Consider the following 25175-nt stretch of genomic DNA (forward strand, 5'->3'; position numbering starts at 1 on the left):
CTCCCGCTTCGGTTGCACGGAGCTCATACGCCCTCGACCGGCAGCGTCTGCACGATGTTCTCAACGATCGGGTCGCTGGCCACGCCCTCCGCCTCGGCCTCGAAGTTCACCACGATGCGGTGGCGTAGGGCGGGCAGCGCGATCGCCTTGACGTCCTCGATGGCCACCGACGGTCGGCCATCGACCAGCGCCCGGCATTTGGCACCCAGAATCAACGCCTGGGCCGCACGGGGCGACGCGCCAACCCGCACGAACTGGTTGACCATCGGCGGCGCGAACTGGCCGTCAGAGTACCGACCCTTGGCGTGCGTGCTGAGCACCAGGCGGATGGCGTAGTCCCGGACCTGATCGGTAACCGCAACGCGTCGGACGAGCTTCTGGTGCTCCAGGATCGTCTTCGCGTCGAGCACGGACTCCACGCTGGTGGCAACCGCCCCGGTCGTGCGTGCGATGATCTCGCCCATCTCGGCCCGGTTGGCGTAGCCCACCTGCAGCTTGAAGAAGAACCGGTCGAGCTGCGCTTCGGGCAGCGGGTACGTGCCCTCCTGCTCGATGGGGTTCTGCGTGGCCAGCACGAAGAACGGCAGCGGCAATTCATGCGTCGTGCCCGCGACCGTCACGCTGCGCTCCTGCATAGCTTCCAAGAGAGCGCTCTGCGTCTTGGGTGTCGCCCGGTTGATCTCGTCGGCCAGCACCATCTGGGCAAAGATCGGCCCGCGCTGGAACACGAACTGCCGCTTGACCTGCCCCGAATCGGTCTCGACCTCATCGATCACCGTCGTGCCGGTGATGTCCGCGGGCATCAGGTCGGGCGTGAACTGCACGCGACCGAAGTCGAGCGAGAGCGCGCTGGCCAGCGTGCGCACCATGAGCGTCTTGCCGATGCCCGGTACGCCCTCGAGCAACGCGTGCCCCCCGGTGAACAGGCAGGTCAACAGGCCGTCGACGATGTCTTGCTGGCCGACCACCACGCGGGCGACCTGGTCGCGCACGGCGGTGTAATCGGCGCGGAACTTGTCTGCGGCGGCCTGGGTAGCTTCGGGGCTGTGCTGCTGCTCCGCGTCCATGCAGTCTCCGATCGAGCGAAGGTGGTCAGATCAGGGCACCAGGACTTCGGCCTCAGCCGAGTGCTTGGCGTTCCAGGCTTCGGACGCCGCCTGCACGCCCGCCCAGGTCTTGATGGCCTTGGTCGAGAGCCCCCGGATGCTGCTCTCGACGGCCCCCGCTGTGTCGGCGGGCAAGCCCCGCGTCAGCACCACCGTGTCGCCCTCGACGGTCACCCACGAGAGGTCGGCCTCGTCGCCGACGGCCAATTCGTACCGCCCGCCCTCGTTCGTGCTCCTGGTCTTGCCCGCCTCGCCGGTGAAACGCTTGCCCTCGTGGTACGCCAACTCTTCGGCGAACTGCTTCGCGTCGGCGTCGGTGTCCCACACGCTGATCCACGCCAGGCCAAGCCGCCCATCCTCGTGCTGCCACACCTGAAAGCGGTCGCCGTCCCAGCCCTCGGCCGCGGCGATGGCATCGGGCGAGCTTCCCAACAGCACGCGCGTCTGGAACTCACCCATCGTGTTCTGGCCCACGGGCGTCCAGCCCAGGTCGTCCAGGTTCACTTCGGGCAGCGTGATCTCGATCGGATCGTCCCGCTCTTCGCCCAGGTACTTCTCGATGTGCAGCAGCTGCTCGGTCGAGAGCGGGGGATCACCAAATGCCGCGTCGATGCGGGCGAAACCGCCGTCCTGCACCATCGTCGTGACCAGGATGTACCCATACACGTACGGGAAGATGAGAGTCTCCTTGAGGATCGCCGGCATCGCGTTGGCCTCGGCACCCATCATGCCGCCGCCCGCACCCATCATCGCGCCCATGGCGGCGGGATCCTGCTTGAGCAGGTTGGTCATGTCGCCGTTCTCATCCATCATCGCGCCCGTGCCGATGAGCGTCGCGTCGCCCTCGACCAGCGCGGTCAGCGCCAGCTTCACGTCGTCGTCGTCCATGGCCATGCCCATGATGGTGTTGAGGTCGTGGTGCTGGTCTTGTAAGGCATGCGTGAACTCGTGGGTCAGGATGTTGCGCATCATCGGGTCCATGAAGCCCGGCGCGTTGGCAACCATCTCGCCCACCATCTCACCCATGAACTCCTCGAGATCGTCGGGCAGGATGACATGCTTGGCCTCGGGGTCGTAGAACCCACCCGCCTGCGACACCACGAGCTTGATCATGTCGTTCAGCACGTCCGAGTCCGGCGGCACCAGCCCGAAGGCCTTGTAGCCCAAGTCGATCTGCTTGCGGTACGCCGGCGGCATATCCCGGTCGACCATCGCCAGGATCTCGTCCTTGATCTTCGCCCGCGACATCAACTCCACCGGCACGTCGCGCAGGAAGAGCAGCCCGCGCATCTTCTCGGCTCGCACCTTCCCCTCCTCGGCCCAGCGGCTGAGCTGCTCGGGATCGCGCGCTAGGGTGGTCCCGCTGGTCGCGAGCATCAGGGTGGCCAGGGCGAGCGTCCGTGCGATCATGCGAATCTCCTTGGGGTGTCCATCGTATCGGCCCGATCGTTCAGCCGCCGGTGTACATCCGTTCGAGCACCTCGATGCCTCGGTCGATCGTGTCTTGCGAGGACGCGAAGCTCAGCCTGAAGTGCGTATCGCGATCGCTGAAGAACCCGCCGGGGATCACCAGCAGCTTGCGCGAGATCGCGTCCTCGACGAATTGGGTACCGGTCATCCCCTCCGGCACGCGGGGAAACAGATAGAACGCACCGCCCGGCACCGCCACCTCGGTCCACCGGCTCAAGGCCTTCACGAGCGCGTCCCGCCGCTGCTTGTATTGCGACACGATCTGCCCCATGTCCACGTCCATCGCCGCGATGCACCCGTGCTGGGCCATCGACGGCGCGCACACATAGGTGTACTGCTGGAACTTCCCGATATGGCCCATCAACTCGGCCGGCCCCGCGGCATAGCCCATCCGCCAGCCGGTGACGCCGTAGGTCTTGCCGAAGCCGCGGATCACCAGCACGTCGTCCTGCGCCCCCTCGAACCGGGCGGGGGATGGGCACCGCGCCCGCGACGGGTCGCCAGCGGCCTTGTCGTCCTCGAAGTCATCGAACGTGAACTCGTCGTAGATCTCGTCGCTGATCAGCAGCACACCCTTGCGGCGGCATAGGTCCAGAAGGTCCTTGCATTCCTGAACGCTGCCAACCACGCCCGCCGGGTTCGACGGCGCGTTGTACAGCACCAGCTTCGTGCGCTCAGTAATCAGCGGCTCCACCCGCTCGGCGGTCATCCGGAAGTCTGGGTACGTGTCGCACCGCACGGCCTTGGCACCGCACATGGTGGCGATGTGGGGATACATCACGAAGTACGGGTCGGGGATGATCGCCTCATCGCCCGGACCGAGCAGGGCCAGGAAGGCCAGGTACAGCGCCCCGCTCGTGCCGCTGGTGACCAGCAACTCCGGATCACCCGCCGAGCCGAAACTCCAGCCCAGGTCGAGGGTGAGCCAGTCTGTCAGCCTCTCACGAAGCGGCGCGATGCCCTGCGTTTGCGTGTACCCGTTGTGGTCGGCCTCGATGGCCTCGATCGCGGCGCGCTTGATCGGTTCGGGCACCGGAAAGTCCGGCTGCCCGATGCTCAGGTTGATCGGGTTCTCGATCTGGGCACCGAGTTGGAAGATGCGGCGGATGCCCGAGGCGTCGACGGCCCGGGCTCGGTCGGTCACGAGGCGGCTTACGTCCATGCCCCCATCGTTCCCACCCAAGAGGGCAAAAGCGCTGCCAAAGGAAACTAGAAGACGCGGACCTTGGGCAGGCCCAGAGCCTTCTTCTCGTCCTTGGGCATCTTCTTCTCGTCGAGCAGCTTGGCGACACGCTCGGCCCGGGTCAGGACCGACCGCTTCTCGACCAAGGCGCCACCGGTGCGAAGCGAACTGTGAATACTCATGGCCGAACTCCTGCCAACCTGGCCTGCAAGACAGCCCGAGCCGTGAATCAGGCCCGGGCAGAGATCATAGACGTTGAGTTGCCAACTGGCCAATCAGCCGTCGAATCGCATCCACAGCTGGTCGCGGGACGTGTAGGGCCCGCCCAGTTCCTGTGGGGTCGAGCCCAGCAGCCGGACGACCCGAGCCGTGAGCTCGCGCCGTTCGCGTTCCATCGCGCTGAATTGCCCGCTGGGTACCGCGAAGGCCGTGTAGAGCCCGAACCCCTGCCGCCCCTCGTCGATCGCCATGGCGTGGACGCCGTTGGTCGAGAGTTGCTGGGCCAGGCCAACGGCCCGCTCGCGGGTCATGCCGCTAGCCAGCTTCATGTAGTTGTTGCCGGCCACCCGCACATCGACGAGGACGTCGATGGGCCGAACAGGGGCAGGATCGGGCTCGACCACCGGGGGCGTCGGGTCGGTGCGGAGCGTCGCTTCGGCCTGACGCCGCTCTTCCTGGCGTTCGATGCCCGAGAGCGGTGGGGTCTCTGTGGAGTTGCCATCGGTCTCAGCCGTCATCGGGTCGGAGATCGCCCCGGGCTGGCTCGCCCGGTCAAGGTAGGGCTTGAGCTCAGCTTCCATGCTGCTCTCACCAAGGTTGTACCCCAGCGTCCAGACGCCGACCACGATCGCAAGCACGGCGAAGATCGCGCCATAGATCCACATCATCTTCACGCTGACAGCGTTCTTGGGATGCATCCCCGACCAGTCGGCCGCGCCGGCGGCCCGCTCTGGCTTGGGTTCGGCCTTCTTTGCGACACGCTTTGTCTTTCGTGCCGGCTCGGGCAAAGGTGCCGGCACGTGCGTGGGCCTGGGCCGAGCCTGGGGTTGCTTTGGCTTCGGTTTGGTGACCGGTTCGGACAGGTCCTCAAGCGTCGACGCTGCCGAGCCGTTGCCTTCAGGCTTGGTCTCGACCGCACCCTGAGCATGCCCGTTCGAGGTCTTGGTCGCCGGGGGCTCTTCGGTTGCATGGCCGAGGGCGTTCGGGCGCCCGACACCAGGTCCCTGGCCCTGACGCGGGCCGTCTTGGTGCTGGAGCAGTTCGAACAGTGGGGGGCGGCGGCTTGCCATACCAAAAGTCTATCTCGGCCCGAGGCCGTGTTGTGCATCGGCTTTCCGGTTGATTTTTCGGGGGGGTGGTGATTCCCATGTGATCACCATCGACCCGATCATCCCATGCCCTATCATCGGCCCCATGACCGTGCCCGAACAGGACATCCTTCGCATCGCCCCGGCTCCGACCTCAGCCGTCGAGCGGCTCTACGTCCGAGAGGTCGTCGTGGGCTTCGGCACCACCATGCGGCACTTCTTCACCAGCTTCGGCCAAGGCAAGGTTTTCCCCGGCAAGAACACCAGCCGGACCATGAATTACCCCGAGGAGCGGCGCGAGGACATCCCCGTAGAGGAGGGCGGCCTCAACGCCAGCAACTTCCGCGGCGTCCACCGCCTCAATAGGGATGAAGAGGGCCGCGTCAAGTGCGTCGCCTGCATGATGTGCCCGACCATCTGCCCGGCCAACTGCATCCACATCGTGGCCGAGGAGAGCCCTTGGGACGACCGCGAGAAGTACCCAAAGAAGTTCGAGATCGACGAACTGCGGTGCATCTTCTGCGGGATGTGCGAGGAAGCCTGCCCGGTGGACGCGATCGAGCTGACCACCGAGTATGACATTACCGGACAGAGCCGCCAAGAGATGATCTTCGATAAAGAGAAGCTCCTGCACATCTACGACGTGACCATCGACAAGAAGCCGATGTGATCCGTCGGGCAAGCCGTTTCAAACAAAATCCTACCATTTCATGTTTGAGCTTGGCCTCTCAAGGCATTAGTTGTATTATAGGACCTTTGCATTGTCCTATAACGTACCTGTTTTCGTGCGAAGCTCCTATACTTGATAACCTGGGCAAACATCCGAGGCAAGGGCCAATAAAGGCGGCGAATTTCGGATAAATTGTCTGGATTCCTAGCTTGCATCCGGTTACGCTGTACGTTAAGAGGACAAGGCTCTGCCCCCGTTGGGAGATTGGGGGCGGTCGCTTCGGCCGCAAGGCCACTAGATCGGGCATGATGCCCGAAGAGGAGATGCAGAGATGGGTCGCACAATGCTTATTGCTGCCGCTGGAATCGCTGCCACGGCTGCCGTTGCCAACGCTCAGGCCATCCTGACGTTCGGCTTTACCGAAGTTGATGGCTCCTTTACGGCCAGCGATGGCTCGTTCCTGGGTTCTTCGAACGCCTCGACGTCCGGCGACGTGACCCGCCTGTCCGCGCCGGGCGGTACCGCCGTGTTCGAGCCCGGCTTTGCCGGTGTCGGCGCGTCGGACTTCAGCTTTGATATCGATGTCATGATCACCGGTGCTGGCACTGCGGACGGCTCCGGCACATTCACGATCACCGACGTGCAAGGCGAAACCCTGAGTGGTGACCTGGACGGCGACTTCATTGAACTCGCCCCGGGCGTCATTGCCTTCAACGGCCTCCTGTCGGGTGTCCAGTTCAACGACCTCAGCGGCGACGGTACCTTCGATGGTCCCACCGCTGGTTCGTTCAGCACCGACCTGCCCGGTACCGCCCCGTACGACGGTGCCTTGGTCCAGTTGTTCCTGGACGGCTCCGGTGGCTTCTTTGATGCCGACTTCACCGGCATCTCGACCCAGGTCAGCGGCGTGGTTATTCCGGCCCCTGCCAGCTTGGCGTTGCTCGGCCTCGGTGGCTTGGCCGCCGCTCGTCGTCGCCGCTAAGCGACCATCTGACCATCTGACCATCTGACCGGCTGCCTCCCTTCAGCCGAACATCAAGATCCATCGGCCGACATTCCGTCACGGGGTGTCGGTTTTTTTAGATACTCTAGATTTGGGTAATTTTTGCCACTACGTTTCGCCAACGACTCGAATCAATGGACCGTTGGATTAGTGAATCGAGGTGGCTCGGGCCGTCATCGCGTCACGGAGTTCTGAATTCAGATCCGCCGCGGCTGCCGACACGCCGTCGGTCCAAGCGGCGGTTTTTCCGCCGGCGTAGATTACAGACCGGCTCGCTGTTGGCAGCAATCCGCGGGTGGGGTCTTCGTTCGTATGGCTCGGGTGCTTGGCGAATGCGCACAGATCGGTGACGGTTGCGCCCTGGGCACCGAGGCCCGGAAGCAGGAACAACTGGTCGGGCATCACAGCCCTCAGCACCGCAGATTGGTCGTGCTGGGTCGCGCCAACGACAGCATGCACGCCCGGCCGAGAGCGGCCGAGGTTGGCCACGAGCTGGCCCAGATGCATGGCCAGCGTACCGCCGTTGCGTAGTGGCACGTCCTGCACGTCGACGGATCCTGGATTGCTCGTGCGGATCAGCACGAAGATGGCCAGCCCCGCGTCGAGGTAGGGCTCGATCGTCTCCGTGCCAAGGTACGCGTTGACGGTAATAGCCTGGGCACCCAGGTTCGCCGCGGCCGCCGCGTAGTGGCGGGCCGAGATGCCGATGTCCCCGCGCTTAGCGTCCAGGACGACCGCAAGGCCGGCTTCTCGGGCGGCTCGGATGCCGGACTCGAGTGCGGTGATGCCGGCGGCACCCAGCCGCTCGTAGCACGCTGATTGGAACTTGGCCGCGGCCGCGTGCGGCGCGATCGCGTCGACGACGCCTCGCGAAAAGGCCTCGAATGCCGCGCCTGGTTCACCAGTCAGGCCTTCGGGCAGTTGCTCGAGAACGGGGTCGATCCCCACGCACAAGGGCGCACCGCAGCGGGCGTGGGCCTCTCGCAGGGCGCGGTCGAAGTCGGTGCCGGCGCTATCGTGTTGCATGCCCATGACGATAGAGCGCCCGCGGCGGTGGGGCTCTATGGGTGCCTTGGAGCTCGATTCATGCGTCAGGAGTTCGCCCCCCAAACCCTCGACCTCGACCGGCAGCGGGGCCTCACCGTGCGCTGGCAGGATGGCGTCGAGTCGTTCTACCCGCTGTCGTATCTCCGGCGGATGTCCCCATCGGCCGACATGCGCCAGCTTCGCGATGAGATGGAGAGCAACCCGCTGGTGGTCGTGCCGGACAGCGGCCCATCTTCGGCCCTGCGCGCCGTTGATGCCCAGCTCGTCGGCAATTACGCCCTGCGGGTCGTCTTTTCCGATGGCCACCGCACCGGCATCTTCAGCTGGGACTATCTCCGCTCAATCGACCCCGGCGCTTCAACCAACGAAGATCCCGCGACATGAACCAGTCGACCCTGAGCCTCACCAGCCAGCTCATCGAGCTCCCCGGCGTCGGCCCGCGCCGGGCGAGGCAGCTTGCGGCTCTGGGGCTGACCAACATCGGCAAGCTCGTGGCCCACCTGCCCGCGCGCCACGAGTGGCACGAGCCTACACGCAGCATCGCCGAACTGCCAGAGGGCGAGCAGGGGTCGGCGGTGGGGGAGGTGACCTCCACCCGCATGGCCGGCCGATTCCCCAGACAGCGATTCCAGGCGAAGCTGACCGACGAGTCGGGCTCGATAGACCTGGTGTGGTTCAACGGGTCTTATCTCCGCAACCAGATCCAGCCGGGCCTGCGGCTCCGTGTGCAAGGCAAGGTGGCGATGTACAACCACCACCCGCAGATGGCCAACCCGGCCTTCGACGTGCTGCCCGAAGACGCGGATGGTGCGGCCGGTGGCGACGCGCTCGACCGCCGGCTGGTGCCGGTGTACCCCGCGGGCGAGGGGCTCAAGAGCCGCGCCATCGCCGACGCGATCGCCGCCGCGCTGCCTGATGCGCTCCCGCAGATCGACGATCACCTGCCCGAAGGCTTCCGCAAGCACAGAGCCTTGCCCGAGCTGCGCGAGGCCTATCGCATGCAGCACGCGCCGGCCGACCAGGACGAGGTCGCCGTCTCACGCCGCCGATTGGCCTACGACGAGTTGCTCATGCTGCAACTGGGCGTTCAGCTCCGACGCGCCGAGTTGCGCCAGGAAGGCCGCGCCATCGCCCTGCGCGCCGACGAAGCGCTGCACGACCGAATCCTCTCGCGGCTGCCCTTCAGGCCCACGCCGGGCCAGCTCGCCGCGATGGCCGAGCTCGCGAGCGACCTGGGACAGGACACGCCCGCGAACAGGCTCATCCAGGGTGACGTGGGTTCTGGAAAGACCATGGTCGCCGCGTACGCGATGCTCATGGCCGTCGCGACCGGGCACCAGGCCGCCATCATGGCGCCCACCGAGATATTGGCCGAGCAGCACGAGCGTTCGCTGCGGAAGATGCTCAGCAAGGCCGACGTGCGCGTGGCGATGCTGACCGGTGCGCTCAGTACGGCCGAGCGTCAGGGCGTGCTCGCCGAGATCGCGATGGGCCACGCCGACATCGTGGTGGGCACGCACGCCCTGCTCACCGAGACCGTGAAATTCAAGAGCCTCGCGCTGGCGATCATCGACGAGCAGCACCGCTTCGGCGTCCGCCAGCGTGCGGCGCTCCGGGACAAGGCCGGCCAGACGATCCCCCACACGCTCGTGATGACCGCCACGCCCATCCCGCGGACCGTTGCCATTAGCGTGCTGGGCGACCTGGACGTCACGACCATCGGCGACATGCCTCCGGGCCGCAAGCCGGTGCACACCGAGCACATCCCCGGTCCCACGCGCTCATGGGCCTATGAGCGGCTGCGCGAGCATGTGGGTAAGGGCGGGCTTGGTTTCGTCGTCGCACCGGCCATCGGTGATAGTACTCAGCAGCTCGAATTGGCCGCGGCCGAAGATTCCGAGCCGGGCAAGGAACCCCTCGTCGGCGTGCTCGATCTGGTAAAGGAACTCGAAGCCGGTCCGCTGGAGGGCCTGCGTCTGGGCCTGCTGCACGGCAAGATGCCCACCGCAGCGCGCGAGGCGGTCATGGAACGGTTCCGCTCGGGTGAGGTGCAGGTGCTGGTGGCGACCACCATCGTCGAGGTGGGCGTCGACGTGCCGGGCGCAACCTGCATGGTTGTCGAGCAGGCCGACCGGTTCGGCCTCGCCCAGTTGCACCAGCTCCGTGGACGCATCGGTCGCGGGGGAGTGCCCGATGGCCTCCGCCCCGAGTGCCTGCTGGTTGCCGAACCCACCACCGACATCGGTGTGCGGCGGCTCAAGGCCATCACGAGCACGAACGATGGGTTCAAGCTGGCCGAGGCCGATTTTGCGTTGCGGGGGCCGGGCGAATTGTTCGGCTCGCGGCAGTCGGGCGCGATCCCATTGCGAGTGGCCGACCTGGTGCGTGATGCCGAGTTGCTCGAGCTGGCGCGGCGTGATGCCCAGGATTGGGTCCGGCGCTCCCCGAATCTGGGGAATCAGGAGGACGCCATCCTCCGTCGCCGCGTGCTGCGAACCGTCGGCGAGTGGCTCGGGCTTGCCGACGTGGGGTGAGCAGGGCACAATACACGGTGAGCGATCGTGGGGGAGTCGAAACCAATGGGCACGAGCGATTGAACGACCGCTTGCAGGCGGCCGTTGGTGATCGGACGTTCAAACGCGTCGGCAGCCTGACCAACACGCATCCGGAGACCGTGCGACGGTACCTCTCGGGCCACGCGCCGAGCGTCGACTTCGTCACGCGTCTAGCCGCCTCGCTCGGGCTGAACATCAACTGGATCCTCACGGGCCGGGGGCCCATGCGGCTGGTCGAGGTGAAGCCCCAGGCGCTCCGCGAGGCCAACGCGACCGACCTGCTCACACACGTCGCGCTGGCGATCGAGCGGCTTGAATCGCGGGTCGATCGTCTCGACCGCTACACTCAGGTGCTCGAGGTGATGATCCGCCAGGGCAACGGGCCGTCGCCGGTAGCATCGACTTCGATCGAGCCCAAACCGTCCGAGAGCGACCATGGCAAGCCAGCCGCAACCACAGAAGCAGCCCGAAACGGAGCCGATGCCCGAGCGCGATCCGTCGCCGACGCTCTCGCCGAGCGACCACGTCCGGATGCTCGTTGAGTTGCTGCGCCCCGCGGGCGCGGAGCTTGGCCGGCGGTGGCTGGCGTGCTTGATGCTCGCGCCCGAGTCCGAGCGTGAGGCGATCGTCGAGTCGATCGAGCGGCGCATGGCCGAGTTGTATCTGGAACCCAAGGCAGATCGGGCGGTCGACGTCGTGCATCCACCCGAGCAGCACGATGGCTTCGTCGAGCAAAAGATCACGACCTACGCGGTCAAGGATGACGGCAAGTCAGTCCCCTGAGCTGGCGCTCACGGTGAGGGTAGCTGTCGAGGTCCCGGTCTCGGCCTGCTTGTGCAGCTTGCGGGCGCGGTGCTCGCTCCAGTCGGTGACCTTCAGGTCGGGGCTGTCCACGCCGTCGTGCGTCCGCAGCACGTCGTAGGTATTGTCGCGCTGCGAGGGCACGTAGCCCGCGTCGCGGATGAGCCGGCACAGCACGGGCTCGTTCAGGCAATAGGTCGTGCCGGCCGACGACACGACGTTCTCTTCCATCATCACGCTGCCCATGTCGTTGGCGCCGAACTTCAGGCCCACCTGGCCCACGTGCGGCCCCATCGTCACCCAACTACTGCCGATGGAGTAGATGTTGTCGAGCATCAGGCGGCTGAGGGCCTGCGTGCGAAGGTACTGCGTCGCGCCCGCCAGTCGCAGGCGGCGGCCGAACTCGGGGTGCGTGCCTTTGGTGCCGCTGCCATCGAGCCTTGCCACGACATCGCCGGGAAAATCGCCAGAATCGTCCTCGCCCTGCCCCCATTCACGCAGGCGGCCGAGCGCTGTGTTCTCCCGCTGGAAGGGCCAGCTGATGAACGCCTTGTAGTGCCCGAAGCTCGGCGTGGCGATGGGCTCGCCCGGCCCCGCGTCCATCGGGTCTCGCGCGCCGCCCTCGAGGAGCGCCCTGTCCTGCCATTGCCGGACCAGCTCCATGTGATGCACGCGGTCGGCCAGCCCTTCGATATGGCCGAACATCATCGTTGCGCTGGTGAACATGCCCAGCGAGTGCGCGACGTACATGCACGTCAGCCACGCCTCGGCGTCGCACTTGCCAAGGCCGATCTTGCGACGCACGGCTGGCGCGAAAATCTCGCCGCCGCCGCCGGGAAGGCTGTCGAGCCCCGCTTCTCGCAAGCGGACCATCACCCAGCGGATCTTGTCTTCCAACGTCGAGCCTGGCGGGTTGAAGAACTCGACGAACTCGATGAACTCTGGCGGGCTGAACGCATGGATATGGATGTGCGGGAATCGCTCCTTGATCCCGCGCAAGAGGCCCAGGTACCAGTCGAGTGGCAACGCCGGGTTCATGCCGCCTTGCATGAGGATCTGCGTGCCGCCGATATCGCTCAGCTCGGCGATCTTCTCGTAGATGTCCTCGTACTCGAGCGTGTACGCGTCGTCATCGGTCGCGTCACGCCGGAAGGCGCAGAAGATGCACTTGGCGCTGCACACGTTGGTGTAGTTGATGTTCCGGTCGATGACGTACGTCCGGTATGTATCGCCGTGCACCTGCCGGCAGCGGGCGTCGGCCCATCGGCCCAGGTCGGCCAGGGGCATGTTCTGTAGGATGTCCAGGGCCTGCTCGGGTGTCAGGCGGGCGTGCCCACGCACGACGGCATCCAGCAGCCCACGGTCGGCGGCAAGAAGATGGGCGTGCGGCTGGGGTGCCTTGTAGATCGACAGCATGCGGTCCTCCGGGCAGACAAGTCGTTGTATTGTTAGTGGTATTCGCCTGTTGGTACAGTAATCTTTCAGAAATATTTGAAATTTACCATCCGGTCCGAGTATCTCCGGAATCTGGATGGCCCCTGCCGCATGCAACGGCCATGACGCCTGCAAATCGTGCATCGGTTGGTCTGGGACTGCTCTCTGCTGGGCTCCGGGTCCTCCCGAATCGATACCTCTAAGGGGCGCCGTGCGCCCTGCTGGAGGATTCTGTCGATGCAGCACAACGCCCGCCCGCACGTTTCGGGGGCCCTGGTACAACTCCGCACCACAGTCACCTGGTCTGCCACCGCAGTTATTGTTGCGGCGGTGCTCCAGATGCTGGCCTTTGGGTTCGTCCACTTCACCGACGTCCGTTGGAGTGTCCAGGAAACCCCGGCCACAGCCCAGCAGCTCACCGTGGTCGCTCCCGAGGCCCGTGCCGCCGCGACCCCCGGTGAACGTGCCGGACGTGCCACCCGTGGGGCCCGCCAAGTCCAAACCGAGCCACAAAAGGTACTCAGCCGCTGGGACGGGACCCTCCGGACGTTCACAGATGCCTCGGCGTCGATTGGGCTGATCTCGGCCGCGACGCTCTGGGTTGCCGTAGCGCTAGGCGTGGTCGTTGCCGGAGGCGGCAGCATTCCCGGCGTCGAGCAGACGGTCCGGGCGAGCACCTGGGCCACTGTTCTCGGATTCTCGTCGATACCGCTCATCGTGACCCTGCCGGGGCTGCCGCTCAACGGCGCGTTCGTAAGTTATCAGACTCTGCTCTCGGCGAGTGAGGGTGCCCAGAAGCTCGACACGGTCGCGCTGCTGGCCTCGCACTTGGCCTTGCCGCTGATCGCGGCCGTGCTGGGCGGCTACACCCTGCTGTGCTTCCGTGAGGGCGTCGAGGCTGGCGTGATCGTCCGATCGGTGAGCGAACTCGATCGCAAGCTCGACAAGGAACTGGACACGATCCGTTCGGCCGGTGTGGCCAGTAACCACGGTCAGCGCACCGTGGGTGTCGTCGATCGTCCGATCGGTGAGGGCGGTTCCACGCAAGAGAGCCAGTCGAAGTCCCGCTCGTGGGTCTCCGACCGCGATCGCAGCATGGGAGATTCCTCGCCCGGCAACCCGCTCCGCCGGCCCATGTGAGTTCGCAATCTGGATCCCGACGAGGCCCGGGTGCAGGCCCGGGCTTTTCGCTTAGCCCAACGGGAGGTGCTTGCTCACCACGTCCTGCAACCGGTCCGAGTCCAGGTGTGTGTAGATCTCGGTCGTCGCGATGCTGGTGTGGCCCAGCATCTCCTGCACGACGCGCAGGTCGGCACCACCGGTCATCAAGTGCGTGGCGAAGCTGTGCCGCAGCATGTGGGGGTGGATGCCCGCCAGGCCGACGCGTTTGGCCCAGCGGTTCACGATGACCCACACGGCCGTGCGTTCCAGGGGCCGTCCCGTGCGAGACAGGAACAGCCGTCCGAGGTGTGGGTTGCCGCGAGCGACCAGCAGCGGGCGGCATTCCTGGCGATACCTGGCGATCCAATGCACCGCCGGCATGCCCATGGGCACGACGCGCTCCTTATCGCCCTTGCCGCGCACGCGCAGGATGGCCACATCGCGTACGGGATCATCGTCCGCTAAGTCGCACACCTCACTGGCGCGCACGCCGCAGGCGTACATGAGCTCGAGCATCGCCCGATCGCGGAGCCACAGGGGCGGCCCCTTGCCATGTGCCGGCGCGTGGGGTGCCTCAACGAGCTTGCTCACCTGGCTGGGCGAGAGCGTCTTGGGCAGCCGCCGCCATCGTGCGGGGCGCAGCAGCAGATCGGTGGGGTCTTCGGCTACCACGCCCCGGGCGTGCAGCCACCGGCAATACGCGCGGATGCTGGCCAGATGCCGCGCCTGGCTCGGGGATTTCAAGGCGTGCTGGCTCGAGAGGCGGCCCAGGTGGTCGGCCAGGGCTCGCGGGTGGATGTCCGCTGGTCTTCCGATGCCATGCTCGCACAAGTCCGTGGCCATGTCACGCAGATCTCGCGCGTAGGCCATGCGCGTGTTGTGGCTCAGGCCGCACTCGATACGCAGAAAGGTCAGAAACCCCCGCAGGGTGTCCTGGTACTCACGGGGCAATTCATCGATGCCGGGGATGTCCAGGGGCGCTTGCGTCACTCTTGCACGTATCGGCTCACCGGCCCGGGCGCATGGCAAAAGGCCCGCCCCGAGATCGGGACGGGCCTTGAAGGTGCTTTATCTCAGACGGTTGGAGCTATCGGGATTAGCCGAGAAGCTGGAGGACCGACTGGGGCTGGCTGTTGGCCAGCGAGAGGATGTTGGTGGTCGACGAGACCAGGATCTGACTCCGTGTCAGCTGCGCGGTCTCGGCGGCGAAGTCGGTATCACGGATCACCGACTCGGCGGCCCGGGTGTTCTCCAATGAGATCGACAGGCTGCGGATTGTCGCACCCACGGTGTTCTGCTGGAACGCACCGAGGCGTCCACGCAGGGTCGAGACCTGCTCGATGGCTTCCTCAACGACATTCTGAGCGCCGGAGAGGTCATCACCGTCGGCCAGGTTGAGCGACTTACCCGAGGCCAGATCGCCCAGGAAGCCTGCGGTCGAGTTGCCCAGGTTGCGAACGGCGACGTTCGAGATGCCCAGGCTCACCTTGCCGGCCACGTCGACCTGTCCGGCGAGTTGGAAGTCGGCACCACCGCCGGTGATCTGGAGGGTGGGCTCACCCGAGCTGGCCTCAACGGCCCCCAGCGTCTGGCTGGAGGTGGTGTCGAGGGTAAGCTCGATGTCGAGGAAGTCGGTGTTGATGCGCAAGTTCTTGCCGTCCGCCACGGCGCGGATGCCGTTGATCGTACCGGCGATGTCCTGGCCCACGTCCCGCTGCTCGTTCGTTGCATTGGCAAAGGTGCTGCGGATGGTGGTATCGGCGGTGCCGAAGTCGTCGGCCTCGAAGTCGTAGATGCCAACGCCGGTGCCCTGGATGCTGGCATCGTCGACAACCTTGACCGAGACGAACTCACTGTCGCCGAATTCAGTGGTGATCAACGCGACGGTGCCGCCCGAGGCCGACGCCGTCACGCCGGTGACCTCGCTGAAGTCGTTGATGGCTTCGGCGATCTGGGCATTGGTCTGTCCAGATGTGAAGCTGAACTCGCGGCTGCCCAGGCGGCCGCCGATCTCGATGCGGAAGTCGTCGCCGCTGCCGTTGAGGTCGAGTGTGCCCGTCGTCGACAGCAGGAAGCCGGCCTGCTGGGCCGACTGGGTGACCAGGGCGTTGACGTCGAGCTCATCGCTCTCGAACTTGGCACCATTGATCTTAAAGTCGGTGATGTCGCTGGCGACGTTCTGGGCGCGGTAGTCGAAGCTGCCGTTGAGCAGCTTGGTGCCCTGGAAGCTGGTCGCAGAGGCGATGCGGTCGATGGTCTGCAGGATCGAGTCGACCTGCTGCTGGTTGGCTAGCTTCTCCTGCTCGCCCAGACCGGCCTGGTTGGCGGTTGTGGTCAGAAGGCCCTGGAGTTCGTTCAGGAGGTTCGAGACCTCCTGGAGTCCGCCTTCGGCGATGTTGACCACCTGGTCGGCACGCTCGGCGTTGCCGATGGCCGAGGTCAGCGCGGTGGCCTCGGCACGCAGGTTCTCCGAGGCGATGAGACCCGCAGGGTCGTCCTTGCCCCGGTTGATGCGGGTACCAGTCGACAAGCGTTCGAGTGACTGGCTCAGGTTGTTGTTGTTCAGGCCAAGCACACGCTGGGCGAGAAGCGACTGCACGTTCGTGTTGATCCGGCTCATGACGACGATCCTCCGTGAACCCGGCTTCCGCATACCTGCGGCACCGGGTGCCACTGCGGGGCGTTACCCCGCCGCTTGCACGCAGCCGTCCTGGCATCCGTACCAGGGCTGAACCTCGTGCTTGGTGCCTGGATCGTCGAATCCGGAAGGCCAATTCAGTCCGACTTGGCAATGCCGTGAAAATTGACGCCAAACGCCTCACGGCCCGGGGCAAACCGGGCCATGAGGCGTGCGATGAGAGTCTGATAACCACCCTTAGGCGGTGTTTTGTGTTGTTATCGGTACTAGCCGAGCAACTGCAGCACGCTCTGGGCCTGCTGGTTGGCTAGGCCCAGGACGGTGGTGCCCGAACTTGCCAGGATCTGGGCCCGGGTTAGGAGGCTCGTCTCGACGGCGAAGTCGGCGTCGCGGATGATCGACTCGCTGGCGGTCAGGTTCTCAACCGTGAGCGCGAGCGAACGGATATTTGTCTGGAGCGTGTTCCGCTCGAACGAGCCCAGGGTACCGCGGATGATGGTGGTCTCGTCGATGGCCGAGTCCGTGATGCGACTGGCGGCGGTAAAGTTACCGCGGTCCTTGCTGTTGGCCAGGCTGTTAGCGCGGCCGGTCTTCAGGGACTCGAGGAATTCGAGGCTGCCATCCACGAGTGTTCCGCCGAGCCGGGAGGCGGCCACGGAGTTGATTCCAATGTTCACCTGCTGCTGGGTCACCACCTCGGCGCCGAGTTGGAAGAGCGAGCCGCCGCCGGTGATGTCGAAGGTCGAGCTCTCACCCACACGAGTCGCGAAGTCAGCCGTCAGGGTGAGTTCAAGCGAGAGCTGGGAGCCGGCTGTGCTGACGTTGAGCCCGTCGCCGCTGGCCAGGGCGCCATTGATGATGGCCCCGACATCGCGCCCCGGGTCGCGCTCGGCTGTTTGGAGATCGGTTCCGACAGTGCCCCATGGGAAGGGGTCGGTGTCACCGATGGCCAGGTCGTCGTCGAACTTGTAGGTTTCCCAAGCGCTCTCGGCGCTAGTTTCGCCCAGGCGATCGATCGAGACAAAGGAACGCGATCCATACTCTTCACTGCGGAAGGCGATGCCACTCGTGGGGTCGCCGTTGATGAGCTCGGCGATCACTCCGGTCGAGGGCGAGTTGCGGTTGATCGAGTCCACGACGGCGCTGAACGTCTGGCCTTCGGGCAGCTCAAGGCTGATCACGCCGTCTGGGCCACGAACCTCGATTAGGGTCGTCGAGAGGACGGTGCCATTGAGCGGATCGCCCGGCGAAGGATTGTCGCCTCTCAGGTAGAGCCCGCCCTGCTGGGCCGAGGTGAGGATCTCGACGTTCACGTCTAGCGAGTCGTCCTGCGAGAAGCTGGCCGCTTTGATGTTGGTCTTAGCGATGGCTGAAGTGGCGATGCCAGAGGTCTGGTAGCCCAGGGAGCCGTCGAGCAACCGCAGGTCGCCAAATCGTGCGGTATTGGAGATGCGGGTGATCGAGTCGATGGCCGAGTCGATCTGGGCCTGGTTGGCTGCGATCTCATCGTCAGAGAACGCACCCGTATTGGCCGCTTCGACCACGAGGGCCTTGATCGAGTTGAGCAGCTCGTTGATCTCGGTGAGCGAGCCCTCGGTGGTGGCGATCACCGCCGATGCCCGTTCCGAGTTCTTGATGCCCTGCTCGGCCCCGCGGATGTTCGAGCGCAGCCGCTCGGAGATGATGAGTCCCGCCGGGTCGTCGGCACCGCGGTTGATCCGCAATCCCGTTGAGAGCCGTTCCAGCCTGACGTCCAACTCACGGTTGGTCCGCGTGAGGTTTGATCGGGCGATCATGCTGGGTACGTTTGTGTTGATGCGAGTCATCGCGATCCTCCGTGAGCCGCAGCCGCACTCCGTCGCGGCCTGCTGGAACTATCCGTCGAAGCGACGAGGGCTATGAGCCCGGTAGCCAATCCAAGAGTCAGGTCGAAGCCTGCCTCCGTGAGTCGTTGTCGGTGTGGGGCACCCGTGGGGTGCGTTCGGGAGCGGACTGACCGTTGCTCGCCGAGCCGTTCGTCGACGCCCCGTTGGTTGATGCCCCGTTGGAGCCAGGGACGCGCCCCGCCGGGCTGAGCCCCGCGCGGCGCCCCGGCCGGACGGCCGAGCTGAGGGCGCCAAACTCGGCACCCTGGGCCTCGGACGCCCGCCTGTTCTCGGCCTTGATGGCCTCGTACACCTCTTTGCGGTGGACGGCCACTTGGGACGGGGCGTTGATGCCCAGCCGGACCTTGTCCCCGCGGATGTCGACGATGGTGATCTCCACCGCGTCGCCGATCATGATTGTTTCGTCTCGTTGCCTTGACAGCACCAGCATCCGTGCGCTCCGTGCCCCCTTCGGTGGGGTTGCTTTGGTGGCTCCGATCCATCATCGCCACTGCCGTCAGGCCGTCGCGGCCTGGGTCTGTTCGACGCCCACCTGCATGATGGTGTGACGCGTCGACCAGCGCTTGTCGGCGAGCACCAGTTGCTGGCCACTGAGGTTCAGCGTGTTGATGAGCAGCGGACCCTGGAGGTTGGCCGTCAGGATCTGGCCCACCTTGTTCACGATCACGAACACCTGCGCATCGTCCATCTTGTCGATCCCGAGCGTCTCGGCCTGCTCGGGGCGGATCGGCACCTCGTACTCCTTGAAGAAGAGCGCCGGGTCGGTTAGCACGAACGCCAGGGCGGGCTCGTCGACCGACTGGAGCCAGAAGAAGCACGCGTCTTCCCCGGGTTCGAGCAGGCAATAACGCCTGTGGTCGGGGAATCCCAGGAGGCCCTGGGGGAACGTGATGACCTTGTCGTCGGCGATATCCACCACGCCGAATCGGGTCGTCTTGACTTGCATGCCGTACTCCTCCGGCCGGGCGCGATGCCCACGTTGGTGCCGATGTCCGTTTGAGTCCTAACGAGTCGCTCGAGTCCGAGTCTTCGATTCCGTCGCCCGGGGCCCTTACCCCAGGAAGTCGAGCAGTGATTGCTGGCGGCTCGTGGCCGTCACCTGGAGGGCCGCCTGGAGCTGGATCTGCAACTGGCTGAGCTCGACCGCCGCTTGCGCGAAGTCGGTATCTTGCAGTTCGCTCCGTGTGGCCTGATCCAGCAGCACGATGTCCTCCCGCAGTTCGTGGGCTTCCTGCACGCGTCGTGCATCGCCGCCCACGATGGCCCGCACTTGTGCGATCTCGCTCAGGCGGGCCTCAACAGCTTCCCCCGCAAAGCCGATGCCAGTTTCGTCGTCATTGAGCAGGGCCTGTCGCAGATCCAGCAGATCGCTGAAGATATTGCGCACCCGGACCTGGGCCACGTCCTCGCCAACGAGGGCGTCGGTGTCCGAGTCATAGACCACGTCATCCAGCCCAAGGTCGCGCAGCGCTGGGGAGCCATTGAGCTTTTCGACTTGCAATGGCCCGGCAGCGCCGCCGGCTTGCCTCAGGCTCAGCCCGCCCGGGCCGGTGGTGACCACGCCCGCCTCGAATTCGTCTGGCACGTTGATACCGGCGTCGGCGGCGGCCTGGTTGATCCGGGTTGAGATCGCGCCCATGGTGGTCAGGTCTTCGGGTCGCAGGTCGACATCGAACGCTTGGCCGTCGCCCAGGGTGACGCGGAAGTCGGTGTTGCGCTCGGGGTCGACCTCGCCGGTGACCGGGTCGGCCTGGTTGTCGATGATCCGCACGCCCCGCCCGTCATTCAGGCTTGCGGCCTCGGTTTCCGCGGCAAAACTGCGGATTCCCAGCCGCTGGGCGGTGTCGAAGTTGCCCGCTACTTCTTCCACGCTCAGCCCGTTGCCCACGGCCACGGCCAGGTCGCTCACCAGATCGATGGTGCCGTTCTCGGGGTCGAGCTCGACGCGCACGCCCAGGCTGGTGGCTTCGACGGCGGCGCGTACGTCCTGCAGGGTCTCGGCCTCGCTCAGGTCGACGAGCCGGGTCTGCCCGCCGTTGCGGATTCGGATGCTGCCCAGCGGCACGTCGTCCATGTCGGGGATGGGGCTGAGCCAGGTGAGCTTGGGGTTGAGGTCCGACCCGGTCCCGCTTGCCGCGGTAAACGCGCCGGTGTCCATGAGGCCCAGGTCGCTGGCGGTGGTGCCCCGGGCGACCTCGCCGAAGTTCAGGCCCGGCACGGCCCCGTCCTGGTCAGCGGCCAGCAGGTCGATGCGCAAAGCCCGCGCCTCGAAGCGCACGCCCTGCGGGCCCAGCAGTTCCCGCCCGGTGCGATCCTCGACGCGGCGGATGCCCGCCTCGATGGCATCGGCGATGTCGCCGGCCACGTCGGCCCCGCTTAGGTCGACACGCTCGGTCTCTCCACCGACGAGGATCTCGATCTCGCCCAGCTCGATGCCCAGGCCCCGCGCCCCGCGCAGGTCTTCGATGGGCGTGTCTGCTTCCACCGGCGGGCGGATCTCGGTGAACCCGCGCACGCGGGCCGAGGTGCCGCCCAGCGGGCTGCCCGGGCCCAGCGTCAGCGGCACGTCCACGCCCGGGCCCAGGTCGATCTTGAGCCCGTCGCCCGAGGCGCTGAACTGGTATCCGCCCAGCACCGCGGTGACGGGCTGGTTGCCGGGGTGATCGCCGCCGAACATGTGGCCCACGTTGCTCTTGCGGTTGGCCGTCGCGAAGACCTTGTCGATCAGGCTCTCGACCGTGATGGCCGCACCCGCCCGATCCTCGGCGTTGAACGTGCTGTTGATGTACTCCAGCGCGATGCTCTTGGCCTCGAGGCCGGCGTTCTGGGCGTCGTCGAGGGCGCCGTCGAGCATGTCCAGCGCGGTGCCGGCGGTGTCGAAGTTGCGCAGCCACTGGCTCGAGCGGTCGAGCGACTGGTTGATGGTCGAGATGGCGGCGGCCTTCGCGGGGTCGTCGCTCACGCGGTTGATGTCCCGGCCGGTGGCCAGGCGTTGCTGCACGCCGAACAGGTCGACGTTGCCGCGGTTGATGCGGTTGAGCTGGACCTGCGCCATGAACAGGGTTGGCGCTCTGGAGAGCCCGACTGGGATGCCGCTCATGGCCTGGTTCCTTCCATCCGCGAGGGGTGCATTAGAAGATGCTCAGCAGTTCTTGTTGCAACTGGTCGACCACCGAGATGAAGCGGGCCGCGCCCTGGTAGGCCTGCTGGTAGGTGACCAGGTTGATGGCTTCCTCATCGAGGCTCACGCCGCTGACCGAAGCCCGCTGGGCCTCGATCGACTCGCGCACGACCGCCGCCGCCTGGGCGCTGGTGAGGGCTGCGTCGGTCTGGGCGCCCACGTCTCCGGCCACGGTGGCCCAGAAGCCGTTAAGCCCCACGCCGCCGAGCGCTTCGAAGCCCTTGTCCTGCAGCTTGGCCATGTTCAGGGCCGCCGCGTTCTCGCGGAACTCGCCGTCGGCCCCGATACGACCGACCTGGAGCCGGCTGGGCTCGTCGGCGATGTCATGGCGCACGGCGATGTCGTCGGCGCTGGTGCCCGCGAAGAACGCGTTCATGCCGATGGCACCGAGCAGCCCGCTGCTGTCCTCGCTGAAGGAGAACCGGGCGCCGTTCTCGCCGCGAACGCGCAAGCGGCCGTCGGCGGTGAAGTCGGCCCGCACGCCCTCGACATCATCAAGAGCTTGGCGGATGGCTTCGAGGGAAGTATCGTCGACCGTCGTCGCCGCACTATCGGCACCCAGCCCGTCGAGGTCGACCTCGATGCGGGTCGCCTCGCTCGTGCCGCTCACAGGGTTGCGGATGTGAACCAGGAACGAGCCGTTGCGTATGTCGAACGGCAGGTCGGCCGTGCTGGGGTTGGTGGGCCCGTTGATGGGGAGCAGCCGATCCTCGGTGGGCATGCGGAGCTGGCTTGTGGCCTCGCGCAAGCCGTCCGGGCCGGTGGCGGTCGCATGGATCTGGTTGGTCTGGAAGATCAGCTCGGCGGCCAGCTTGTCGAGCTGCTCGATGGTCTCGCCCACCGCGCTGTCGCGGGCCTTGAGCAAGGCCCCGACCTGGCCCGAGCGAACCGGAAGGACCGATCCGTCGGCCTTCGAACGCAGCGTCACCTCGGTCACGCCGTCCACCGCGTCGCGACGGAGCTCGATGCCCCGGCTCTGGCCGGCCAGGACCATGGGCGTGCTGCCGACGTACACGTCAACCGCGCCCGAGGAGCGCTCGACGGTATCGACATCGATGAGCGCCGCGAGTTCGTCCAGCACACGGTCGCGCTGGTCTTGCAGGGTTGCCGTATCGCCGCCGCCCACCTTCGCTCGGGCCACGTCCTTGTTGATATCGGCAACCTGGGTTAGCAGGTCGTCCACTCGGGGGATGAGCGTGTCGAGCAGGCCGTCGGTCTGGGCCTTCTGATCGACCAAATCGCTACGGAGCCGCTTGATGTTGCTCACCAGCGTCTCGGCCTGCTGCACGACCACGCCGTCGGAGGCCACCAGCGTCGAGCGGTCGGACCAAGCCCCGAAGAACTCGGTGAGTTGCGTGGTCAGCCCGGTCTCGCTGAGCTCGCCGATGGCGGCCTCGAGCGCACCGAGCGATTGCACCGCCTGGGTGGTCTCGCTCTCGCGGGCGATCTGGCCGCGCAGGCGGGCCAGCACCGCCTCGTCGATCACTCGGCTGAGCGATTGCGGCCCGACGCCGTTACCCGCCTGGAAGCGCTGGAATGGGTCGGCCGACTCGAGCGGCGTGAGCAGCAGCGAGCGCCGGGCGTAGCCGGGCGTGGCCATGTTGGCCATGTTATTGCCGGTTACCTGCACGCCGAGCTGGCTGGCGTTCAGGGCGCTCTGTCCGATGCGCAGCGCGCTGGTTAGGCCCATGGCGTTCTCCCCGGGTTGGTTGCGAACTCAGGAGACACAGTCGACCCCCCGCGGCGTCTGCCCGCCGGCGAGCGCCCCACTGGCAGCGTACACGCCCGCCTGGTTCATATGGGCGAGCACCTGGCGTGCCAATCCGTCGAGGTGGGCCATCACGCCCGTGGCCGCGGCGTGGACCACGCGTTGTTCCTTCTGGCAACCCAGGATCGCTTGCTTTGCCCGGCCGGCCGCTTCGCCGAGGGCTTGCCCGACAGCGCGGTCGTGCGTGCCCACGGCCCGAACCAGGTCCGCGATGCTTGTGCCCTCGGGCAGCGCGAGCGCCCGGCACAGGTGCTGGGTCTCCCGCCGGCGGTCTTCTTCCGCGGTCGCAAGCTGCCGCCCGATCTCACGCTGCCGGGCGACGATGGCGCCAACGTCCGGGGAGCGCATCTTCGAGATGGCTCCGCGCTGCTCGGCGGCCAGTGTCCCCAGCACCTCGTTGATGCGTGCGATGGTGTCGATGGCCACGATCAGCCGGCCGGTTGCTTCGATGACCATGTTCATGCGACCACCCCCTCGGCAAGCTGCGCGCTGCGTTGGGACAGATCGGCCTCCAGCCGATCGACGAGCCCGAAGTTCGATGCCCGCACGATCTGCCGGCTCATGACCTGGTCCATGATCTCGCCGAACTGCTTCTCGGCCGGCCCCGGTGCGAAGGGCGGGGCGGCGTTGTTGCCCTCACGCAGTTCCGCGAGCAGGGGTTCAACGAATGCCATGGCAACGAAGTCTTCGGCCGCGCGTCGGGCCGAGCCCTGGGCGCTGGCTGGCGTGTCGTCGCGTGCGATGACGGCTGAGAAGTCCCGCTGGCGGTCGTATACGGCGGTGGCGGTGGTGGGGGGGTGAACGTTCATGCTCAGGGCACCTCGATGAAGTCGGCGTGCAGGGCACCCATCTCGTGCATCATGGCGAGCAGGTCGATCTGCTCGCGGACGGGCACGTCGAGTGTCCGCAATGCGGCCAGCAGGTCGGTCAGCTTGGCCATCTCGTTCTGGCTGGCGGTCGAGGCCACCTCGGCCCAGCGTTCCTGCGTGGTGATGGGCGTCTGCGGTGTAGCAATGAGCGGGGGTTGGGTCACCGTGAATTGCAGCGCTTCGTGCGTCACGCCCACCGGGCTGATGTCCACGTCGGCGGTGGCCACGATGGCACCGGTCTCCCGGTTCACGATGACCCGCGCGGGAAGATTCAAGAGGTCGGGGTCGCGCACCCGCCGGTCCATGACGAACTTCACGAACTCGGTGAGGAACGGCTGGTCGGCTTCGGGCACGCTCACCCGGACGATGCGATCATCGAGGGCCCGCGCGACCGGCGGCAGCCCCGGCTCGTCGGAGTTGTAGTATGCCTCGTTGAGGGTCGATGCGACGAGTGATGTTGCCGCGTGCCCGGCGTACTGCGTCTTGACCTTCAGGTCGAACACGTTGCCGACCTCGTGGGTGATGATGTCCTTGATGAGCGTGAGCCCCTTGCGGATCGTGCCGCGCCGCGGCGTCACCGGATCCTGCACGACGACCGAGCCGGACGCGAAGGCGATCACGGGGTCGCCCGGCAGGTGGCCGCGGACGGGCGAGACGAAGAGCTCGCCGCCCACCAGGCTTTCCGCCCCGTTGGCCGCGGTGATCGTGACGTTGAACTGGTCGCCCTCTCGGCCGCCCGTGCTGGGGATCTCGGCGCTGATCCAAACCAACGCCGTGCCGCGCGATTCGGCGAGCTGGGTGGGATCATTCACGGGAACACCCTGGCTGCGCATGGCGGCCATGAGCGGCTCGGCGGTGGCGCTGTTTTCGAGCGGATCGCCCGTGCCCGAGAGGCCGGTCACTAGCCCGACGCCTAAGAGCTGGGCGGGCGTCGTGTTGGCGAAGTCGACCAGCTCTCTGATCTGCAATTCTGCGCGGCGGGGCAGCACCTGCACGCCCGGCAGGCCCACGTCCTGCCCGACCGTGGTCGCGGCGAGCAGGAGCAGGGTCGTGATCATCAAGAGCATCTGGCGCATATCAACTCGCTTTCGTTCCG

General features: G+C 66.2%; 23 protein-coding genes and 1 pseudogene. 7 read left to right on the forward strand and 17 right to left on the reverse strand.

Annotated features, from left to right (window positions below; genetic code table 11):
* Nucleotides 1-23 precede the first annotated feature (23 nt).
* The 5 genes from NCW75_02465 to NCW75_02485 all read right to left on the reverse strand — a co-directional run bounded on the left by NCW75_02465 (nucleotide 24) and on the right by NCW75_02485 (nucleotide 5048).
* Nucleotides 24-1067, reverse strand: coding sequence for an AAA family ATPase (locus NCW75_02465; GenBank protein ID UYV13159.1), 1044 nt, complete (start codon nucleotides 1065-1067; stop codon nucleotides 24-26).
* A gap of 30 nt (nucleotides 1068-1097) precedes the next feature.
* Nucleotides 1098-2516, reverse strand: a complete 1419-nt coding sequence (locus NCW75_02470; GenBank protein ID UYV13160.1) for a hypothetical protein — start codon at nucleotides 2514-2516, stop codon at nucleotides 1098-1100.
* A gap of 40 nt (nucleotides 2517-2556) precedes the next feature.
* Nucleotides 2557-3738, reverse strand: a complete 1182-nt coding sequence (locus tag NCW75_02475; protein UYV13161.1) for a pyridoxal phosphate-dependent aminotransferase — start codon at nucleotides 3736-3738, stop codon at nucleotides 2557-2559.
* 47 nt (nucleotides 3739-3785) lie between these two features.
* Nucleotides 3786-3941, reverse strand: coding sequence for a small basic protein (locus NCW75_02480; GenBank protein ID UYV13162.1), 156 nt, complete (start codon nucleotides 3939-3941; stop codon nucleotides 3786-3788).
* 93 nt (nucleotides 3942-4034) lie between these two features.
* Nucleotides 4035-5048 carry a hypothetical protein gene (locus tag NCW75_02485; GenBank protein UYV13163.1) on the reverse strand — a complete coding sequence of 338 codons (1014 nt, stop codon included), beginning with the start codon at nucleotides 5046-5048 and terminating at the stop codon, nucleotides 4035-4037.
* Nucleotides 5049-5172: 124 nt separating this feature from the next.
* On the opposite strand from NCW75_02485, the gene NCW75_02490 reads away from it, so the two are divergent.
* Both NCW75_02490 and NCW75_02495 read left to right on the forward strand, forming a co-directional pair.
* On the forward strand, nucleotides 5173-5736 hold the full coding sequence (locus tag NCW75_02490; protein UYV13164.1) for an NADH-quinone oxidoreductase subunit I: 564 nt from the start codon (nucleotides 5173-5175) through the stop codon (nucleotides 5734-5736).
* 331 nt (nucleotides 5737-6067) lie between these two features.
* A complete protein-coding gene (locus NCW75_02495) occupies nucleotides 6068-6718 on the forward strand; it encodes a PEP-CTERM sorting domain-containing protein (protein ID UYV13165.1) in 651 nt (216 codons plus the stop codon).
* 168 nt (nucleotides 6719-6886) lie between these two features.
* Here the strand turns inward: NCW75_02495 and pyrF are convergent, their stop codons facing one another.
* Nucleotides 6887-7765 (reverse strand): orotidine-5'-phosphate decarboxylase, encoded by an 879-nt coding sequence (pyrF, locus tag NCW75_02500; protein UYV13166.1) that lies wholly within the window; start codon nucleotides 7763-7765, stop codon nucleotides 6887-6889.
* A 60-nt stretch (nucleotides 7766-7825) separates the two neighbouring features.
* Between pyrF and NCW75_02505 the strand changes: the two genes are divergently transcribed.
* From NCW75_02505 to NCW75_02520, 4 genes are read left to right on the forward strand one after another with little or no spacing between them, the layout of a single operon-like run.
* Nucleotides 7826-8170, forward strand: coding sequence for a DUF971 domain-containing protein (locus NCW75_02505; GenBank protein ID UYV13167.1), 345 nt, complete (start codon nucleotides 7826-7828; stop codon nucleotides 8168-8170).
* A complete protein-coding gene (gene recG, locus NCW75_02510) occupies nucleotides 8167-10320 on the forward strand; it encodes an ATP-dependent DNA helicase RecG (protein ID UYV13168.1) in 2154 nt (717 codons plus the stop codon). The genes NCW75_02505 and recG overlap by 4 nt, the downstream gene beginning before the upstream one ends.
* 17 nt (nucleotides 10321-10337) lie before the next feature.
* Entirely contained in the window at nucleotides 10338-10883 is a 546-nt protein-coding gene (locus NCW75_02515) for a helix-turn-helix domain containing protein (protein UYV13169.1), read from the forward strand.
* Nucleotides 10873-11124, forward strand: a complete 252-nt coding sequence (locus tag NCW75_02520) for a hypothetical protein (protein ID UYV13170.1) — start codon at nucleotides 10873-10875, stop codon at nucleotides 11122-11124. Before NCW75_02515 ends, NCW75_02520 begins: the two co-directional genes overlap by 11 nt.
* Here NCW75_02520 and NCW75_02525 read toward each other — a convergent pair.
* Nucleotides 11113-12558 carry a radical SAM protein gene (locus NCW75_02525; protein UYV13171.1) on the reverse strand — a complete coding sequence of 482 codons (1446 nt, stop codon included), beginning with the start codon at nucleotides 12556-12558 and terminating at the stop codon, nucleotides 11113-11115. The genes NCW75_02520 and NCW75_02525 overlap by 12 nt on opposite strands.
* 255 nt (nucleotides 12559-12813) lie before the next feature.
* On the opposite strand from NCW75_02525, the gene NCW75_02530 reads away from it, so the two are divergent.
* The gene (locus NCW75_02530; GenBank protein UYV13172.1) at nucleotides 12814-13716 is read left to right on the forward strand and encodes a hypothetical protein; all 903 of its coding nucleotides are present in this window, start codon (nucleotides 12814-12816) and stop codon (nucleotides 13714-13716) included.
* A 51-nt stretch (nucleotides 13717-13767) separates the two neighbouring features.
* On the opposite strand, the gene NCW75_02535 is transcribed toward NCW75_02530, so the two are convergent.
* The 10 genes and pseudogenes from NCW75_02535 to NCW75_02580 form a co-directional block, all read right to left on the reverse strand.
* Nucleotides 13768-14727: a tyrosine recombinase gene (locus tag NCW75_02535; protein ID UYV13173.1), complete on the reverse strand. Its 960-nt coding sequence runs from the start codon at nucleotides 14725-14727 to the stop codon at nucleotides 13768-13770.
* 106 nt (nucleotides 14728-14833) lie between these two features.
* The gene (locus NCW75_02540; GenBank protein ID UYV13174.1) at nucleotides 14834-16357 is read right to left on the reverse strand and encodes a flagellin; all 1524 of its coding nucleotides are present in this window, start codon (nucleotides 16355-16357) and stop codon (nucleotides 14834-14836) included.
* Between the two features lie 284 nt (nucleotides 16358-16641).
* Nucleotides 16642-18201, reverse strand: a complete 1560-nt coding sequence (locus tag NCW75_02545; protein ID UYV13175.1) for a flagellin — start codon at nucleotides 18199-18201, stop codon at nucleotides 16642-16644.
* A 328-nt stretch (nucleotides 18202-18529) separates the two neighbouring features.
* A pseudogene (gene csrA / locus NCW75_02550) lies at nucleotides 18530-18691 on the reverse strand (carbon storage regulator CsrA).
* Between the two features lie 66 nt (nucleotides 18692-18757).
* On the reverse strand, nucleotides 18758-19207 hold the full coding sequence (locus tag NCW75_02555; GenBank protein UYV13176.1) for a flagellar assembly protein FliW: 450 nt from the start codon (nucleotides 19205-19207) through the stop codon (nucleotides 18758-18760).
* A 105-nt stretch (nucleotides 19208-19312) separates the two neighbouring features.
* The gene (locus NCW75_02560) at nucleotides 19313-21361 is read right to left on the reverse strand and encodes a hypothetical protein (GenBank protein ID UYV13177.1); all 2049 of its coding nucleotides are present in this window, start codon (nucleotides 21359-21361) and stop codon (nucleotides 19313-19315) included.
* A gap of 31 nt (nucleotides 21362-21392) precedes the next feature.
* Entirely contained in the window at nucleotides 21393-23132 is a 1740-nt protein-coding gene (gene flgK, locus NCW75_02565; GenBank protein ID UYV13178.1) for a flagellar hook-associated protein FlgK, read from the reverse strand.
* 27 nt (nucleotides 23133-23159) lie between these two features.
* Nucleotides 23160-23672, reverse strand: coding sequence for a hypothetical protein (locus NCW75_02570; GenBank protein ID UYV13179.1), 513 nt, complete (start codon nucleotides 23670-23672; stop codon nucleotides 23160-23162).
* Nucleotides 23669-24019 carry a hypothetical protein gene (locus tag NCW75_02575; GenBank protein UYV13180.1) on the reverse strand — a complete coding sequence of 117 codons (351 nt, stop codon included), beginning with the start codon at nucleotides 24017-24019 and terminating at the stop codon, nucleotides 23669-23671. The genes NCW75_02570 and NCW75_02575 overlap by 4 nt, the downstream gene beginning before the upstream one ends.
* A gap of 2 nt (nucleotides 24020-24021) precedes the next feature.
* Nucleotides 24022-25155: a flagellar basal body P-ring protein FlgI gene (locus NCW75_02580; protein UYV13181.1), complete on the reverse strand. Its 1134-nt coding sequence runs from the start codon at nucleotides 25153-25155 to the stop codon at nucleotides 24022-24024.
* Nucleotides 25156-25175 lie beyond the last annotated feature (20 nt).

It is taken from the genome of Phycisphaera sp. (assembly GCA_025916675.1).
Lineage (GTDB): Bacteria > Planctomycetota > Phycisphaerae > Phycisphaerales > UBA1924 > JAHCJI01.

Excerpts from the sequence above, each read along its gene's own strand:
- NCW75_02465 (UYV13159.1), bottom strand. The coding sequence starts at position 1,067 with ATGGACGCGGAGCAGCAGCACAGCCCCGAAGCTACCCAGGCCGCCGCA.
- NCW75_02470 (UYV13160.1), bottom strand. The coding sequence starts at position 2,516 with ATGATCGCACGGACGCTCGCCCTGGCCACCCTGATGCTCGCGACCAGC.
- NCW75_02475 (UYV13161.1), bottom strand. The coding sequence starts at position 3,738 with ATGGACGTAAGCCGCCTCGTGACCGACCGAGCCCGGGCCGTCGACGCC.
- NCW75_02480 (UYV13162.1), bottom strand. The coding sequence starts at position 3,941 with ATGAGTATTCACAGTTCGCTTCGCACCGGTGGCGCCTTGGTCGAGAAG.
- NCW75_02485 (UYV13163.1), bottom strand. The coding sequence starts at position 5,048 with ATGGCAAGCCGCCGCCCCCCACTGTTCGAACTGCTCCAGCACCAAGAC.
- NCW75_02490 (UYV13164.1), top strand. The coding sequence starts at position 5,173 with ATGACCGTGCCCGAACAGGACATCCTTCGCATCGCCCCGGCTCCGACC.
- NCW75_02495 (UYV13165.1), top strand. The coding sequence starts at position 6,068 with ATGGGTCGCACAATGCTTATTGCTGCCGCTGGAATCGCTGCCACGGCT.
- pyrF (UYV13166.1), bottom strand. The coding sequence starts at position 7,765 with ATGCAACACGATAGCGCCGGCACCGACTTCGACCGCGCCCTGCGAGAG.
- NCW75_02505 (UYV13167.1), top strand. The coding sequence starts at position 7,826 with ATGCGTCAGGAGTTCGCCCCCCAAACCCTCGACCTCGACCGGCAGCGG.
- recG (UYV13168.1), top strand. The coding sequence starts at position 8,167 with ATGAACCAGTCGACCCTGAGCCTCACCAGCCAGCTCATCGAGCTCCCC.
- NCW75_02520 (UYV13170.1), top strand. The coding sequence starts at position 10,873 with ATGCTCGTTGAGTTGCTGCGCCCCGCGGGCGCGGAGCTTGGCCGGCGG.
- NCW75_02525 (UYV13171.1), bottom strand. The coding sequence starts at position 12,558 with ATGCTGTCGATCTACAAGGCACCCCAGCCGCACGCCCATCTTCTTGCC.
- NCW75_02530 (UYV13172.1), top strand. The coding sequence starts at position 12,814 with ATGCAGCACAACGCCCGCCCGCACGTTTCGGGGGCCCTGGTACAACTC.
- NCW75_02540 (UYV13174.1), bottom strand. The coding sequence starts at position 16,357 with ATGAGCCGGATCAACACGAACGTGCAGTCGCTTCTCGCCCAGCGTGTG.
- NCW75_02545 (UYV13175.1), bottom strand. The coding sequence starts at position 18,201 with ATGACTCGCATCAACACAAACGTACCCAGCATGATCGCCCGATCAAAC.
- NCW75_02555 (UYV13176.1), bottom strand. The coding sequence starts at position 19,207 with ATGCAAGTCAAGACGACCCGATTCGGCGTGGTGGATATCGCCGACGAC.
- NCW75_02560 (UYV13177.1), bottom strand. The coding sequence starts at position 21,361 with ATGAGCGGCATCCCAGTCGGGCTCTCCAGAGCGCCAACCCTGTTCATG.
- flgK (UYV13178.1), bottom strand. The coding sequence starts at position 23,132 with ATGGGCCTAACCAGCGCGCTGCGCATCGGACAGAGCGCCCTGAACGCC.
- NCW75_02570 (UYV13179.1), bottom strand. The coding sequence starts at position 23,672 with ATGAACATGGTCATCGAAGCAACCGGCCGGCTGATCGTGGCCATCGAC.
- NCW75_02575 (UYV13180.1), bottom strand. The coding sequence starts at position 24,019 with ATGAACGTTCACCCCCCCACCACCGCCACCGCCGTATACGACCGCCAG.
- NCW75_02580 (UYV13181.1), bottom strand. The coding sequence starts at position 25,155 with ATGCGCCAGATGCTCTTGATGATCACGACCCTGCTCCTGCTCGCCGCG.